Annotated in this window: 14 protein-coding genes; 11 read left to right on the top strand and 3 right to left on the bottom strand. The window is 61.2% G+C overall.

The features are described 5' to 3' along the window. The first annotated feature begins 18 nt into the window (after positions 1–18). The 6 genes from J2W46_RS21800 to J2W46_RS21775 all read left to right on the top strand — a co-directional run bounded on the left by J2W46_RS21800 (position 19) and on the right by J2W46_RS21775 (position 6,741). Positions 19–978 carry an MBL fold metallo-hydrolase gene (locus tag J2W46_RS21800; RefSeq protein ID WP_310356030.1) on the top strand — a complete coding sequence of 320 codons (960 nt, stop codon included), beginning with the start codon at positions 19–21 and terminating at the stop codon, positions 976–978. A gap of 73 nt (positions 979–1,051) precedes the next feature. After that, a complete protein-coding gene (locus tag J2W46_RS21795; protein ID WP_310356027.1) occupies positions 1,052–2,770 on the top strand; it encodes an FAD-dependent oxidoreductase in 1,719 nt (572 codons plus the stop codon). Between the two features lie 43 nt (positions 2,771–2,813). Then, entirely contained in the window at positions 2,814–3,050 is a 237-nt protein-coding gene (locus tag J2W46_RS21790) for a DUF2783 domain-containing protein (RefSeq protein ID WP_087753034.1), read from the top strand. Between the two features lie 181 nt (positions 3,051–3,231). Further along, positions 3,232–4,554: an MFS transporter gene (locus tag J2W46_RS21785; RefSeq protein WP_310356024.1), complete on the top strand. Its 1,323-nt coding sequence runs from the start codon at positions 3,232–3,234 to the stop codon at positions 4,552–4,554. Between the two features lie 70 nt (positions 4,555–4,624). After that, the gene (locus J2W46_RS21780) at positions 4,625–5,344 is read left to right on the top strand and encodes a 4'-phosphopantetheinyl transferase family protein (RefSeq protein ID WP_310356023.1); all 720 of its coding nucleotides are present in this window, start codon (positions 4,625–4,627) and stop codon (positions 5,342–5,344) included. A 158-nt stretch (positions 5,345–5,502) separates the two neighbouring features. After that, positions 5,503–6,741, top strand: coding sequence for a YbfB/YjiJ family MFS transporter (locus J2W46_RS21775; RefSeq protein WP_310356021.1), 1,239 nt, complete (start codon positions 5,503–5,505; stop codon positions 6,739–6,741). A gap of 30 nt (positions 6,742–6,771) precedes the next feature. On the opposite strand, the gene J2W46_RS21770 is transcribed toward J2W46_RS21775, so the two are convergent. Then, positions 6,772–7,245: an Lrp/AsnC family transcriptional regulator gene (locus J2W46_RS21770; RefSeq protein ID WP_027778161.1), complete on the bottom strand. Its 474-nt coding sequence runs from the start codon at positions 7,243–7,245 to the stop codon at positions 6,772–6,774. A gap of 565 nt (positions 7,246–7,810) precedes the next feature. Next, positions 7,811–8,866: a LacI family DNA-binding transcriptional regulator gene (locus tag J2W46_RS21765; RefSeq protein ID WP_310356019.1), complete on the bottom strand. Its 1,056-nt coding sequence runs from the start codon at positions 8,864–8,866 to the stop codon at positions 7,811–7,813. A gap of 198 nt (positions 8,867–9,064) precedes the next feature. On the opposite strand from J2W46_RS21765, the gene J2W46_RS21760 reads away from it, so the two are divergent. From J2W46_RS21760 to J2W46_RS21740, 5 genes are all read left to right on the top strand, one after another. After that, positions 9,065–10,090: a TRAP transporter substrate-binding protein gene (locus tag J2W46_RS21760; protein ID WP_310356017.1), complete on the top strand. Its 1,026-nt coding sequence runs from the start codon at positions 9,065–9,067 to the stop codon at positions 10,088–10,090. A gap of 62 nt (positions 10,091–10,152) precedes the next feature. Next, positions 10,153–12,039, top strand: a complete 1,887-nt coding sequence (locus tag J2W46_RS21755; protein WP_310356015.1) for a TRAP transporter large permease — start codon at positions 10,153–10,155, stop codon at positions 12,037–12,039. 92 nt (positions 12,040–12,131) lie between these two features. Beyond that, a complete protein-coding gene (locus J2W46_RS21750) occupies positions 12,132–12,671 on the top strand; it encodes a VOC family protein (protein ID WP_087753039.1) in 540 nt (179 codons plus the stop codon). Beyond that, positions 12,668–13,966: a ribulose-bisphosphate carboxylase large subunit family protein gene (locus J2W46_RS21745; RefSeq protein WP_310356011.1), complete on the top strand. Its 1,299-nt coding sequence runs from the start codon at positions 12,668–12,670 to the stop codon at positions 13,964–13,966. Before J2W46_RS21750 ends, J2W46_RS21745 begins: the two co-directional genes overlap by 4 nt. Next, positions 13,963–15,354, top strand: coding sequence for a four-carbon acid sugar kinase family protein (locus J2W46_RS21740; RefSeq protein WP_310356009.1), 1,392 nt, complete (start codon positions 13,963–13,965; stop codon positions 15,352–15,354). The genes J2W46_RS21745 and J2W46_RS21740 overlap by 4 nt, the downstream gene beginning before the upstream one ends. Here J2W46_RS21740 and J2W46_RS21735 read toward each other — a convergent pair. After that, positions 15,351–16,151 (bottom strand): SDR family oxidoreductase, encoded by an 801-nt coding sequence (locus J2W46_RS21735; protein ID WP_310070373.1) that lies wholly within the window; start codon positions 16,149–16,151, stop codon positions 15,351–15,353. The two genes, J2W46_RS21740 and J2W46_RS21735, sit on opposite strands and share 4 nt — an antisense overlap. Between the last annotated feature and the right edge of the window lie 132 nt (positions 16,152–16,283).

The raw sequence follows: 16,283 nt of genomic DNA, 5'->3' as shown, positions 1-16,283 counted from the left end.
CTTTTGAGGGAGACAAGCATGGCAAAGGCATTCGCATCTCAGGCCGATCTGGAAGTCAAGAAAGTCACGTGGACGCAGTTGTCCGAGAACGCCTACGCGTACACGGCGGAAGGCGATCCGAATTCCGGCGTGATCATTGGCGACGACGGCGTGCTGATCGTCGACACCACCGCCACGCCGGCCATGGCGCAAGACCTCATTGCGAAGATTCGCAGCGTGACCGACAAACCCATCAAATACGTCGTGCTTTCGCACTATCACGCGGTGCGCGTGCTCGGCGCGTCGGCGTATTTCAAGGAAGGCGCGCAGGAAGTGATTGCGAGTCGCGGCACGTACGAGATGATCGTCGAGCGTGGCGAGGCGGACATGAAGTCGGAGATCGAGCGCTTCCCGCGTCTCTTTGCCGGCGTCGAAACCGTGCCGGGCCTGACGTGGCCGACGCTCGTGTTCGAAAAGGAAATGACGCTGTTCCTCGGCAAGCTCGAAGTGCGCATCGCGCATCTCGGCGCGGGTCACACGAAGGGCGACACGGTGGTGTGGCTGCCGTCGCAGAAGGTGCTGTTTTCAGGCGATCTCGTCGAATACGACGCGGCATGCTATTGCGGCGACGCCCAGCTCGAACAGTGGCCCGCCACACTCGAAGCACTGCGTGCGCTCAATGCGGACAAGCTGGTGCCGGGCCGCGGCCCAGCGCTGACCACGCCGGAAGATGTCAACAAGGGCCTCGATTACACGAAGGATTTCGTCACCACGCTGTTGCAGCAAGGTCGCGAAGCCGTCGCGCAGAAGCTCGATCTGAAAGCCGCGATGGCGCACACGCGTAAAGCAATGGATCCGAAGTTCGGGCACGTGTTCATCTACGAACATTGCTTGCCGTTCGACGTCTCGCGTGCTTTCGATGAAGCGAGCGGCATCACACATCCGCGCGTCTGGACTGCGCAACGCGACAAGGAAATGTGGGACGCACTGCAAGCCTGACCTGCATACGAATAGAAGCGAATAAAAGCAGCGAAGCACAGCAGAGCAAAGCGGAGAAGGACGGAGACACAAGATGAGCATCGACTACCAGAGGCTGTCGTTCGAATACCGGCCGTGCCGCGAACAGAGCGCGCAAGACATGCACAGCGGCGCGGAGCAGCCGGCCTACCCGGTGATCGTGGTTGGCGCGGGCCCGGTGGGCCTCGCCACGGCGATCGACCTCGCGCAGCAGGGCGTGCCGGTCGTACTTGTAGACGACGACTGTTCGTTGTCCACGGGCTCGCGCGCAATCTGCTTCTCGAAGCGCTCGCTCGATATTTTCGATCGCCTCGGATGCGGTCAGCGAATGGTGGACAAGGGCATCAGCTGGAATGTCGGCAAAGTGTTCCTCAAAGACGAACTCGTCTATTCGTTCAATCTGCAGCCGGAAGCGGGCCACCATCGGCCCGCGTTCATCAACTTGCAGCAGTATTACGTCGAAGGCTTTCTGCTCGAACGCGCGCAGCAAATGCCGAACATCGAGATTCGCTGGAAAAGCAAAGTGGTCGGTGTGGAGCAAAGCGGAACGCCGGGAACGTGCGACGCAGCCGTAACGTTGACCGTCGACACGCCCGACGGTCAGTACGCTTTGCGCGGCCGCTATGTGGTCGCCGCCGATGGCTCGCGTAGTCCGATTCGCAATTTGATGGGACTCGACAGCAAAGGCGTCACGTTCAAAGACCGGTTCCTGATCGCCGACGTAAAAATGGAAGCGGACTTTCCGACCGAGCGCTGGTTCTGGTTCGATCCACCGTTTCATCCGAATCAGTCGGTGCTGCTGCACCGTCAGCCGGACAACGTGTGGCGAATCGATTTCCAGCTTGGATGGGACGCCGATCCGGTGCTGGAAAAAACGCCGGAGCGCGTCATTCCGCGTGTGCGCGCGTTGCTCGGACCGGATGCAAAGTTCGAACTGGAATGGGTCAGCGTCTATACGTTTTCGTGTTTGCGCATGGAGCGCTTCCGGCACGGCAACGTGCTGTTCGCGGGCGATTCCGCACATGGTGTGTCGCCGTTTGGCGCACGCGGTGCCAATAGCGGCGTGCAGGACGCGGAGAACCTCGCATGGAAACTGGCGATGGTGCTCGAAGGCAAGGCGTCGGATGCGTTGCTCGACACGTATGCAAGCGAACGCGAATTTGCCGCCGACGAAAACATCCGCAACTCGACACGTTCCACCGATTTCATCACCCCGAAGAGCCCGGTGAGCCGCGTATTCCGCGACGCTGTGCTGAAGCTCGCACGCCACCATCCGTTTGCGCGGCAGCTGGCGAACAGTGGCCGCCTGTCGGTGCCCGCGGTGCTGAGCGGCTCACCGCTGAATACGCCGGATAACGACAGCTTCGAGGGGGCGATGGTCCCGGGTGCTGCCTGTGTGGATGCGCCAGTGCAGGCGGCGCGCGAACCGGCGTGGCTGCTCGCTCATCTTGGTCAGCAATTCACCGGCGTGCTGTTCTGTGGCGAAGATGGCATCGACGCGCAAACCGAAGGCGCGTTGAATCGCCTTCTCACCGGCGCTATTCCTATGAAACTCGTTGTGGTCGCCCGTGGCGAAGCGGCGGCGCCCGCGATAGCGGACGCGAAGATTGTGCGCGACGTGGAAGGCGTGGCGAGCGCGCGCTACGACGCGCAACCCGGCACGTTCTATCTGATCCGGCCGGACCAGCATGTATGCGCTCGTTGGCGGCGACTCGACGCGAGCGCGGTGGAGAACGCGCTGAAACGCGCGTTGTGCGTGGAAGGTACGGCCTGAAACCACCGCAGGCGTAGCGATAAATAGAATCTGGAGACACGACATGGCACTGAACACGCAACCGAATCTCGCGCGTCCCGACGATTTCTACGAGGCGTTGATCGACATGCATCGCGACCTCGACGACGCGCGCAGTCAGTCCGCCAATGCGCAACTCATTCTGCTGCTTGCGAACCATATCGGCGATCACGCGACGCTGCTCGAAGCGATCCGTCTCGCACGCGAAGGCGTGGCTGATCCAGCGACACAAGGCGGCGAGATTCATCCACTGGCAGCGTGATCCACGCTGCATGTAGCGTGAACGCGCGCCCGGCTCCTAGGGTCGCGCGCACTTCATCGCGACAGTAGGGCGGTTCCGCGCATTCGCACGCCGCCACTTCAGCAGACAACAACGCGGTGCATCAAGACACCGGACCCGTGGGTCCGTAGGACCCTTCACGCCTCATGTTTGGAGATAACCGATGAGTCAATCCCTTGCCCGCGCGCTCGAGCCGAGTTCAAGCACTGCCGCGCACGACGATCTGCTATATCGCAAAGTATCGCTGCGTATCGTGCCGTTTCTGTTTCTCTGTTATGTCGTGTCGTTCCTGGATCGAATCAACATTGGCTTCGCGCAATTGCAGATGAAGCACGACCTTGGTTTCAGCGACGCCATGTACGGTCTCGGCGCAGCCGTGTTCTATATCGGCTATGTGCTGTTCGAAGTGCCCAGCAATCTCCTGCTTTCGCGATTCGGCGCACGCCGCACGTTCACGCGGATCATGCTGCTGTGGGGCGTGGCGTCGGTCGGCATGATGATGGTGTCGACACCCGCGCACTTCTATCTGCTGCGCTTCATGCTTGGCGTCTTCGAAGCGGGCTTTTTTCCGGGCATCGTACTGTATTTGACCTATTGGTATCCGGCGCGCCGACGCGCGGCCGTGCTGTCGGTTTTCTTCGCGGGCGTTGCGGTTGCGGGCGTGCTCGGCGGCCTGGTGTCGGGCTGGATCATGCGCGATATGGGCGGCGTGTTGGGTCTGTACGGCTGGCAGTGGATGTTCGCGATTGAAGGCGCGCCGGCCGTTGTGCTGGGGCTCGTCGCCGCGTTTTATCTCGTCGACGGCCCGCAGCACGCAAAATGGCTTACGGCGGGCGAGAAAGCGCAACTGATCGCCGAACGCGACGAGGACCGCACCGCATCGTCGCATTCATCGCACTCGTTCGTGCAGGCTTTGCGCAATCCGCGCGTCTACCTGTTTGCGTTCATCTATTTTTCGCTGACGTGTGCGTCGTTGACGCTCAGTTTCTGGATGCCGTTGATGATTCGCGACTTCGGCATTCGCGATGTTCTCGCAATCAGTCTTTACAGCGTCATTCCGAATGCAATCGGCGCGGTTGGTCTGGTGCTGATCGCGCGTCATTCCGACCGGCGCGCAGAGCGTCGCCGGCATTTCGCGGTATGCACGATTGGCGGGGGCATTGCGCTGTATTTTTTGACGCTGCACTTAAGCAGTTTTCCGGCGATGCTCGCGATTCTGTCGCTCGCTACGCTGCTGATCTTCTCTGCGCTCCCGATCTTCTGGACCGTGCCGTCGAGTTATCTATCAGGCGCTGCGGCGGCGGGCGGGATAGCGTTGATTAGCAGCATCGGTATTACGAGCGGCATTGTCAGCCCGTGGGCGATCGGGCAGATCAAGATGCATACCGGCAGCATGGATAGCGCGCTTTATATATTGACGGCATTGCTGTTCGCGAGCGGTGTCGCGCTGTTAATCGGCGTTCCGAAAGACGCAAAGAGCGCGTGAGATCCCGCCGTGCAGAAGGGGAATCATCATGTAGAGTCGCGGTAATTCCACACTGCGCGCAGTTCTGCCGATGTCTGACACCATCGAACCGCTTCCGCCTCCGCTTCAGCATCAAGGCCCGCCCGACGTTTCGTTGTGGCGGATCGATCTGCGTTTCGACATGTCGCTCGACGCCGCGGCGTTCGCGTGCCTCAGTCACGACGAGCGCGAACGAGCGCACAACTTCCGCCAGCGTGACGACGCGCTGCGCTTCGCCTCAACGCGCGCGGCGTTGCGCGAGTTGCTCGCGCAACGCATGGGCGTTGAAGCTCACGCTGTGCGCTTCGCGCTGGACGCAAACCGGCGGCCACGGCTCGCGGATTCGACAGCGCCCGATTTCAATGTGTCCCATGCGGGAGGCTTTGCTTTGATCGCGATGTCGAATGTTCGGCGCGTCGGTGTCGATATCGAACAGCACAGCGACAGATTCGACTGGCGTTCCATCATGACGCTGACGCTCGACCCAGACGAAGCGGCGTGGATCGAGCGCCTCGATCCTTCCGAACGGATGGCTGCGTTCTACGACGCATGGACGGCGAAGGAAGCGCTCGTCAAAACAACGGGCGTCGGCATCACGCGAGGCCTGCAGCATCTCGCCGTACTGCCGCGCGAAGGCAATCGCGTGATGTTGCGTAACGCCATCGCGCACGACATGCGTGAGATCTCCGCGCAATGGATAGAGGCGCCGCATGGCTATGCCGCGTGCGTTGCGTGGTCGCTGTCGACGTCGATGTCGACGCTTGCGCAGTAACACGCGGACTGTCAGCACGTGCGTTGCCGCGCATCACAGTGCAACTCAATGCAACTAACTGTCAGCCCCGCACCCCGCCTCCCGATATGATGACAAAGCGCGGCAAAGCCGAGCACCAGAACCGCTCAGCAGCAATGCTTCTCCATCCAGACTAGCCCATGCCGACACATCCGTCCGACGCTGCCGCACCTCCCATAGCCGACTACGCGGCGCAGCGCCTTCCTATGTTGATGCTGGCGGCCGCGTTGTCGTTGGGGAGCGCAATTGCGCTGGGCCTCGCGCGCTTTGCCTACGCGCTGCTATTACCGTCGATGAAACTGGACCTCGGCTGGACCTTCGCCGAAGCCGGGGCAATGAACACTGCGAATGCGCTCGGCTATCTGCTCGGAGCGCTGGCGTTTCCGCGACTCGCGCGTCGCTGGCAGGCAGACAAGCTGTTCGTGGCCGGCTGTATAGCCACTGCGTTTCTCATGGCGGCCAGCGGCCTGCTTGCCGACACCAATTCGCTGCTTGTGCTGCGCGTGATCACTGGCGCGAGCAGCGCTGCGGTTTTCATTAGCGGTGGCGTGCTCGCCGCGCGGCTCGCGTCGGCGAGTCCGCGCGATGCGGGCCTCGTTCTCGGCTTGTATTACGGGGGCACGGGATGGGGCATTGTCGCTTCGTCCGTACTGGTGCCGTTGACCATTCTCAACCGTGCGCATGGCTGGCAGTTCGCCTGGTTTGCGTTGGCTGCCGCATGCGCGGCATTCAGCGTGGCCGCCATCGGCGCCGCGCGCAAGATCGAGGGCGTGCACGCGGTGGCGGCAACGGCACCGGCGCACCTGGGCAATACAGACGACGCCCCGCGCTGGCCGCGTTTCGCTCGTGCGCTCGGCGGCTATGCGCTGTTCGGCGTCGGCTATATCGGCTACATGACGTTCATTGTCGCGTTGCTGCGCAACGCGGGCATGAGCGCCACGGTCGTCACGGGTTTTTATCTGTTGCTCGGCATCGCAACGGTGCTTTCCGCGCGCCTGTGGTCAGGGCTGCTCGACCGCATGCGCGGCGGTCAGGCGCTCGCCGTGCTCAATGCGTTGCTTGCGGTCGCGACGCTGTTGCCCGCGCTATTCACGCAACCGTGGATCGCGTTCGCATCGGGCGCGCTGTTCGGCGCGACGTTCCTGTCCGCCGTCGCCTCGACGACGGCGTTCGTGCGCCACAACCTGCCGACGAGCCACTGGGCAAAAGGCATCAGCGCATTCACGATCGTTTTTGCATTTGGGCAGATCGTTGGGCCGATGGTTATCGGCTGGGTGTCCGACGGAGCAGGTCTCGCTCGCGGCCTCATCTATTCCGCGCTGTTGCTGGCGGGCGGCGCTGTGCTCGCCGCATGTCAAAAACCGCTGCGTCGGAATTGAGTGCGTGTATTGACCGCGAGCGGCGCCGCCTTATACCTGCACAGACGGAATGCTCTTCATGCAACGCAGCGCAAACATTGAGCGGCTATGACGAATGCCCGCGATCTTATATAGCTTCTCGCGCAAGAAGCGCTCATAACCTGCGGTGCCATCAACAGCGACCTTGACGAGGTAATCGTAATCGCCCGACACAAGGTACGCTTCGAGCACTTCGGTGAGCGTCGCGAGCTCGGCGCCGAAGCGCGCGAGTGCATCGTCGTCGTGACGGTCGAGCGTCACTTCGAGCAGCACGATGTCGGCGAAGCCGAGCTTCTGCTGATCCAGCAGCGCGACATAGCCGCGAATATAGCCTTCGTTTTCCAGTTGACGTGTGCGATTCCAGCATGCAGTGGTCGACATGCCGACCAGTTCCGCCAGCTCCGCGTTGCTTAAGCGCGCGTTCTTTTGTAATGCGCGCATGATCCTGCGATCCTGATTGTCCAGCGCGCGATTTTTGGGGCTCATGGCCGACCCGGAAGGTTGTTCATCTAACCTTGATTCTATCGGAAGAACGTCCCGAGAGGTGCAACGTCGGGTGGCGGATTCGGAAGCCTATCCAGCACGGGGGCCGGTATATTTTCAGGGTGCATTGGTGCCTGGGACAACCATCAGGCTCGACGCAAACGGGCCACTCGCGGCCACAAGCTGATATGGGTGATCGCTGCCTTTACCGAAGGCGGCATGAGAGAAACTGCGACGCTACCGTATCGCAGCGAATACTCGCTCTGGCACGAATGCATGTATCGTACGTATGGCAACGAGCATCACGAGCCGCAGCTAGACCCGCATTAGAAAACGCGCGGCCACATAAGGGCCGCGCCACGGGACAGGTCTCACGAGATCAATGGAAGATGAGGTACAGAATTACCAGCACGATTACCGGAACACCGAGAAGCCAGCCAAGTAGGTAAGGCATGATGTATCTCCTTTCGTATAAGGTTGGAACACGAAGGAGATTGAGCATCTCGCGTGCCCGGGTTATTTCCGATCGCTGCATGTGGGCGTCGGGCGCGCGCGAAAGCCCCGTAAATCAAGGCAAATTCTCGCGCAACACAATGCTGAACTGCACCGGCTTCACGTCGCTCATTGCATCGCGCTTATCGCGCACGTTGCGGAAAATGCGCAAACAGTTTCCCACCATTGCCTGCGGAGTCTGTGTGATCAATGCGTCCATTGTTCCGTCGATTAGCAATGCTCGCGTGTCCGGCGTCAGGCCATGTCCTACGAAAAGAATCTTCTGATCCGAGCGCGCTTCGACGATTGCGCGCGCCACGCCATCCGATCCGCCGCCACTGTTGTAAATGCCGGCGAGGTCCGGATGCTGCTCCAGCAGCCTGCGCGTCTGCACATAATTGCGCTCGCTGTCGTCCTGTCCTTCGCGTAGTCCGATTACGCGCACTTGCGGGAACGTGGATTCGATTAGATGAAGAAAACCGATCTCACGTTCTTCATGTCCGCGATAGTTGAGGCTGCCTGCCAGCATCGCGATCTTCCCGCTGGGCCGCGGACCCATGAAACGCCCGAGCAACAATGCGGCTGTGCGTCCCGCTGAACGATTGTCGATACCCACGTAAGCCAGCCGCCGCGCATTCGACAGATCGGAAATCAGCGTGATCGCGGGCACGCCCTGGTCGGCCAGCGCATTGACTGCATCGCGCACCACAGGGTGCTCGAGCGCCATGAACACCACGCCATCCGCGCGTTGTCCGTAATGCAGCAGACGGTCGGCCAGTTCTTTAGGGTTGAAACTTTCGACGTAATGGACGCGGCACTTCATGTCGAGCGCATTCCATTGATCGTGCGCGAAGTCGATATAGTCGCCCAGCATGTGCAGATAGCGATTCGTGCCGGCGGGCAGCAGAAACGCGATGCGCATGGGTTTGGAGGCGGGCGTGGCAGGCCCTTCTTGTGTGAGCAGATAGCCGAGTTGCGCAGCCGCCTGCAACACGCGTTGTGCAGTGACGGCGCGCACGCCTTCGCGGCTGTTGAGCACGCGATCCACTGTGGCCGTGGAGACGCCCGCAGCGCGCGCGATGTCCGGAATGCGGGCACGCGCAGCGGCGGCAGAGCTAAGCGGATCGGGCATAACCGTCCTTCGCAGGTTGGAAGTCCATCAAAAACCATCAAGTTCGCGGTTTGACAGCGATTGCTGCGCACGCCTAGTCTTGCAGCTATCACACGACGACTCAACGCACCTGATCGGAAGTCAGCACGTTGCGAGCAAGTGATGATGTGTTTTGATGGATTGGACAGTCACATCAATTATAAGCAAGGAGACACCCAAATGACCAACCTCGCGAGACGCGCATTGCTGCGTGCCGCAGCCGCCGCGCCCGTGGCCGGCGCGCTCGGATTTCCAGCGATCGTGCGTGCTGCATCCGGCCCGGAGTTCGTGTTCAAGTACGGCAATAACCTGCCGCTTACGCATCCACTGAACGTTCGCGCGCAGGAGGCGGCCAATCAGATCCGCGAGGCGTCGAAGGGGCGCATGGAGATCCGCATATTCCCCAACAACCAGCTTGGCGGCGATACGGACATGCTCGCGCAGGTGCGTAGCGGCGGCATCGAAATGTTCACGCCGTCAGCACTCGTCGTATCCACGCTCGCGCCGTCAGTCGCGATCAACGCCGTCGGCTTTGCGTTCAACGACTACAACCAGGTGTGGGCTGCAATGGACGGCAAGCTCGGCGCCTATGTGCGCTCGGCGATGCAGAAGGCCGGGCTCGAATCGTTTGAAAAGATGTGGGACAACGGCTTTCGTCAGACGACCACCAGCAACGGGCCGATCACGAGTGCGCAGAACATGCGCGGTTTGAAGATTCGTGTACCGGTGAGCCCGCTCAGCATCGACATGTTCAAGGGGCTCGGCGCCGCACCGACCAGTTTGCAATTCAGCGAAGTGTATTCGTCGCTGCAAACTCATATTGTCGATGCGCAAGAAAATCCGTTGCCAATCGTGCAGGTCGCAAAACTCTACGAAGTGCAGAAGTACTGCTCACTGACCAATCACATGTGGGACGGCTACTGGTTTGTACTCAATCCGCGCGCATGGCAGCGTCTACCGAAAGACCTGCAAGGCATTGCAAGCGATGCGTTTAATCAGTGTGCGTTGAAGCAGCGCGAAGATGTACGCAAGCTCAACGACGCGGCTGTTGCCGATCTGCAAAGCAAGGGTCTTGCGATTAACCGGCCCGCGCCTGATTCGTTTCGCGCGGCGTTGCGTCAAGCGGGTTTCTACGCGCAATGGAAAGACAAATTCGGCAATCAGGCGTGGGACCTGCTCGAACAATCGGTCGGCAAACTGGCCTGATGCAACATCGCGCGGGCAAGCATCGGACTACGCGCGGCGCCCCGCCGCGAGGAGATAGCAGCATGTCGAATCACGCATTGAATGCAGCGCAAGCCTCTGTGCCGTTGCCGACGGTGAGCACGCCGCGCCGGTGGCTGAAGGCGCTCGACCGCGGTCTGATTTCGGTCGTCGAGGTGTGCGCGGCGTTGCTGCTTGCTGTGGAAATCGTGGTCATGCTGGCGGGCGTGGTATCGCGCTACGCGTTGCATCAGCCTCTGGTGTGGTCGGATGAACTGGCCGGCATCCTGTTCCTTTGGCTCGCCATGTTGGGCGCTGTTCTCGCATTGCGGCGCGGCGAACACATGCGTATGACCGCACTCGTCAGCCGGTTATCGCCGGAGCGTCGCGCCTTTGTCGATACGCTGGCCATCGCCGCCTCGGTCGCGTTGCTGGCACTGCTGGTAGCGCCAGCTTATAACTACGCGTCCGGCGAAGCGGCCATCGTCACCCCTGCTTTGCAAATCAGCAATGCGTGGCGTGCATTTGCATTGCCGATTGGCGCCGCGCTGATGCTGGTCGTCGGCCTGATCCGGCTTGCGCAGACTAGCCGGATGCGCGACGTCGTTATTGCGCTGGCGATCGCGGCGCTTCTCGGCGCGGCGGCGATATGGGCGGGACCGTGGTTCCAGACGCTCGGCAAGGCGAATCTGATCATCTTCTTCGTGGGCGTGGTTGCTATCGGCATCTTCTCCGGCGTGCCAATCGGATTTTCGTTCGCGCTGGCCACGTTCGGTTATCTAGGCCTTTCGACCTTCACTCCGCTGGAAGTAGTCGTGGGGCGCATGGACGAAGGCATGTCGCATCTCGTGCTGCTGGCGGTGCCGCTCTTCGTCTTTCTCGGTCTGCTGATCGAAATGACGGGCATGGCGCGCGCGATGATCCAGTTCCTCGCGAGTCTTGTCGGTCACGTGCGTGGCGGTCTGTCGTTTGTGCTGATCGGCGCAATGTATCTCGTGTCCGGCATCTCCGGATCGAAAGTGGCCGATATGGCAGCCATCGCGCCCGTGTTGTTTCCCGAGATGAAAAAGCGCGGCGCGTCCGAGGGCGACCTTGTCGCGCTGCTCGCCACCACCGGCGCGCAAAGCGAAACCATTCCGCCGAGCATCGTGCTGATTACGATCGGCTCCGTCACAGGGCTTTCCATTTCCGCGCTCTTTACTGCGGGCATGTTGCCGGGCGCCGTGCTTGCGCTCATTTTGTGCGTCGTCGTGTGGTGGCGCTATAGGAAGGAAGATCTGAGCGGCACGCAACGTTTCAGCAAGCGGCAGATAGGCCGGCTGTTCATCGTGTCGCTGCCCGCGCTGGCGTTGCCATTCGTGATCCGGGCCGCGGTGGTCGAAGGTGTCGCGACTGCCACCGAAGTGTCGACTATCGGTATTGCGTACTCGATGCTGACCGGCCTCCTGATCTATCGGCGTTTCGAGTGGCGACGCCTTCCCCGCATGCTTGTCGATGCAGCCACTTTGTCGGGCGCGATTCTGTTCATTATCGGCTGCGCCACAGCAATGGCATGGGCGCTTACGCAGTCGGGCTTCTCGCAGGATCTTGCCCAATGGATGGGTGCGATGCCCGGCGGCGCATACGGTTTTCTCGCGGTGTCGATCGTCGTGTTCGTGATGCTCGGCAGCGTACTCGAAGGCATTCCGGCGATTGTGCTGTTCGGACCGCTGCTGTTTCCAATCGCGCGGCTTGCGGGCGTGCATGAAGTTCACTACGCGATCGTGGTGATTCTTTCTATGGGAGTGGGCCTCTTTTCGCCGCCGTTCGGCGTGGGCTATTACTCGGCGTGCGCGATCAGCAAGGTCAGTCCCGACGCGGGCATTCGTCATATTGTCGGCTATATGGGGGCGCTGATCGTGGGGCTGATTGTCGTGGCCGCGATACCCTGGATTTCAACCGGCTTTCTCTAACTGCTGTCTTCCGTTCGACCTTCGGGCGCTGCATTTTGTGCCGCGCCGGGGAGTTGCTCGTCTATCAATAATTGCTGCGTGGGGAGATTTTCATGAGTCGATTCTTTGGCGAGATTCGCCAGGCGGGGTACGTGGTGCGCGATATCGAGGCCGCCATGGATTACTGGAGCCGCGTGCTCGGTGTGGGACCGTGGTTTTACAACGAGCGAGTACCCATTGAGAACTACACCTATCGCGGGCAATCATACGAAGTTCATAACTCGGTTGCGCTCGCCAACTCTGGGCCGCTTCAAGTCGAACTGATTCAGACGAGAAACGAGGCGCCTTCCATGTATCGCGACTTTCTCACCGCCGGCAATACAGGGCTTCAGCACAACGCATACTGGACAACTTCGTTCGACGCCGACCTCGCGCGTTTGCAGCAGCAAGGCTTCAAGGTGGCGATGAGCGGCGAAGTCGGCCGCAATGGCCGCTTCGTGTACTTCGATACTGAGGATCATCCGGGAACGGTGATCGAGCTTTCGGAGATTGCGGGACCAAAGGGGAAGCTCTTCGACATGATCTACGCGGCCTCACGTGATTGGGACGGCCGTGAGCCGGTGCGCCGCTTTCCGGATTTGAGCACGTTATGACAGACACACAAGAGCCGCATGGCGGCGATCGCGATTCGCTCGAAGCCGATTATCTGATCGAGACGCCGCTCGATCCCGCGCGCGTCGCCGAGATCATGGCGGGCGAGCAGTCTAGCGGCACTTTCGTGCGCGTGGCCAACGAAACCGACGCATTGCGCGCACGAAGCCGCGCAAGCGTGCTGCACATCGAGGAGCTGGAACCTGCGGCGCAGCCGAGCCTTCATAGCGCATGGCTCGCACGGCAAGGCGCGCACGGACCGTGGCGGCGCGCGCGCGTTACGCTGTCTTTTCCGCTTGCCAACATTGGCGCGAACTTGCCGACGCTCGCCGCAACTGTCGCGGGCAATTTATACGACCTCGGCGAAGTCACCGGCATGCGGTTATTGTCGCTGCGTTTGCCGGCGTCTTATCGCGCACGCTTTGAGACTCCGCGTCATGGCGTGAAGGGTACGCGTGCGTTGACTCAGGTAATCGCCGGGCCGATGATCGGCACCATCATCAAACCGAACGTGGGTCTGAGTGCGCAGGAAACCGCGGCGCTTGTGCGCGAGTTGTGCGAGGCAGGCGTAGATTTTATAAAGGATGACGAAGTAAGCGCCAACCCCGCGCATGCACCGCTTGCCGAACGGGTGCGCGCGGTCATGGCCGAAGTGCGTCGCTATCGCGAACGCAGCGGCCGCCCGGTAATGGTCGCCTTCAATATCACCGACGACCTCGACGCGATGCGTCGGCACGCCGAACTGGTGGAGCGCGAGGGCGGCGCGTGTGTGATGGCGAGCATCAACTGGTGCGGCTTTTCCGCTATTCAGACGCTGCGCCGCGCCACGCCGTTGGTGCTGCACGCACATCGCAACGGCTACGGCATGATGTCGCGCGATCCCTCGCTCGGCATATCGTTTCAGGCTTATCAGACGCTGTGGCGTCTGGCGGGCGTCGATCATATGCATGTGCATGGTCTCGCCGGGAAGTTCGCGCAGAGCGATGCCGAGGTCATCGAGTCCGCACGCGACTGCGCGACGCCGCTCGCCCCAGGCTGCGACGACACGGTATTGCCGGCGTTCTCTTCAGGCCAGTGGGCAGGTACCGCACAAGCGACGTTCGATGCCGTGCAATCCACCGACTTGCTGTTCATGTCCGGCGGCGGCATCCTCGCGCATCCCGATGGCCCCGCGGCCGGTGTCACGAGTGTCAGGCAGGCATGGGCCGCAGTGCAAGCGCGCACGCCTGTGCCCGTCTACGCGGAGCGCATGCCGGAACTGCGGCGCGCGCTCGAGTTTTTCGGTGGCCGCGGGTGAACACACACAACGACGACACGAGCAGCGGCAATATCGCCGGCGACCCTCAATACGCGTTTTACGGCGACGATTTCACCGGCGCGACCGATACGCTCGCGCATCTGGCACGCGCCGGATTGCGCACCATGCTGCTATTAGCGCCACCGGACGCAACGCATCTGGGAAAGCTCGGCCCGCTCGATGCGATTGGCGTGGCGGGCGCCGCGCGGACGATGTCGCCGGATCAGCAGCGCGCGGAGCTGACACGTGTCGGTCAGGCGTTTGCCCAACTCGGCGTGCGGGTGATGCACTACAAGGTGTGCTCGACTTTCGACAGCGCGCCGCGAACGGGCAGCATCGGCGTGGCGATCCGCACATTGCGCGAGTATTGCGCGAACCCGCTTGTCGCAGTGATTGGCGGACAGCCCAGTCTGCGGCGCTATTGCGTGTTCGGTGAGTTGTATGCAGCGGCGGGCGCTGACAATGGCGAATCGTCCATCTACCGGATCGATCGTCATCCGACCATGAGCCGGCATCCCGTTACGCCGATGAGCGAGGCGGACCTGCGCGTGCATCTGCAGCGGCAGGGCGTGGAGAACGTGCAGTCCATCGACTGGCGCTGCTATGCGGCAGGCGACGCCGCGCTGCAAACAGAGCTGGAACGCCGGCTCACGTTGCGGCCCGATGCGGTGCTATTCGATGTACTCGACGATTCGCATCTTCAAACGATTGGGCGTTTGCTGACGCATCAAGCGAGAAGCGCCGCGCCGCTCCTTGCGGTGGGCGCAAGCAGCGTGGCGCAGGCGTATGTCTCCGCGCTCGCTCAATCGGCCGCGAGTGGAGCAACGGCGCAGCGCGAACAGTTGGCTCGTGCGCGCAGTCCGGTATTCGTGCTGGCGGGCAGCCTGTCGCCGTTGACCGAGGTGCAGATCCGCGCCGCGCGCTCATATCGCTGCATTGAACTGGACCCGCTGCAGATGACGGGCGAATCGGCACACAGCTATCTAATGGCGCAAGTGGCAGCAATCGCCGACGCGTTGCGCAACGGAAGCAACGTACTGGCCTTCACGTCGCGGCGCGAACCGAGCGGGATCGAATCGTCCGGTGCGTTGCCTCGGCTTGCGCACGCTTGCGCGGCATTGTTGAGGCAAGTGCTCGACGCGGAGAAATTACAGCGTGTCGGCATTGCGGGCGGTGACACATCGAGTATCGCGGTGCGAGCACTCGGCGCATGGGGTCTGTCATATCTTGCGCCGCTGTCGGCTGGGGTGAGCGTGTGCCGTGTCCACGCCGACAGTCCTCAACTGGATGGCATCGAGCTAATGCTCAAAGGCGGTCAGATGGGCGAGGTCGATCTGTTCGAAAAACTGCTGGAAGGTCACGGCGACAACGACTGTACTGGCGTCTAGCCATTGTCGGCAAATCCCGGATACAGCGTCATGCCGCCGTCGACAAACAGCGTTGTGCCCACAACGTAGTCGCTTTCATCCGATGCAAGCCAGACGGCAGCCTTGCCGATGTCTTCCACTTCTCCGACGCGGCCATAAGGGATCAGTTGCAATAGTTTGTCGCGCGCCGCGCTCGTGTCCCACGCGTCCCGATTGATCTGGGTGCGAATCGCGCCGGGCGCAATCGAATTCACGCGGATGCGCTCCGGCGCCACTTCCTGCGCGAGTGACTTCATGAACATCTGAATCCCGCCCTTCGACGCGGCGTAGTTAACATGTCCGGCCCACGGAATCACCTCGTGGACGGAACTCATGCAGATGATCTTGCCAACCGCTTTCGATACCGACGTCGGTCCGCGTCGGCGAAATTCTTTTACGGCTGCCTGAGCGGTGAGGAATTGTCCCGTCAGGTTGGTGGCCAACACCGTTTGCCAATCTTCCAGCGTCATTTCGGCGAAAGCGCTGTCCTTCTGCAAACCGGAATTGGCGACAACGATATCCAACGTGCCGAAGCGAGCGCGGCACGCTTCGAACATCGCGTCGACATCAGCGGGATTCGACACATCTGCTTTAACCGCGATTGCGACGCCGCCCGATTGATTGATTTCGTCGGCGAGCTTCTCGGCCGATTCAGCGTGCGAATGATAATTCAGAGCGACGGACGCGCCCGCATCGGCGAGCGCCTTTGCAACGCCATAGCCGATGCCCGAGCTTGCGCCCGTGACCAATGCGAATTGATTGGCGAGTAACTTTTCCATCGCAATTCCTTGGGGGTTGAACGTGCTTTTGTCTAAGTACGAATATAGCGAGGCCGCCGGATTTGCGCGCAGTTCACTGCATCGCGATCCGGCGGCCTGGCCTGCGTGGACTTATTGATAATGTGGCTGCAT

Source organism: Paraburkholderia strydomiana, from assembly GCF_031456815.1.
In the GTDB taxonomy this organism is placed as follows: Bacteria; Pseudomonadota; Gammaproteobacteria; order Burkholderiales; family Burkholderiaceae; genus Paraburkholderia; species Paraburkholderia caledonica.
Note: the sequence above shows the minus strand (reverse complement) of the source record. Positions and strands in the feature narration are given on the sequence as shown.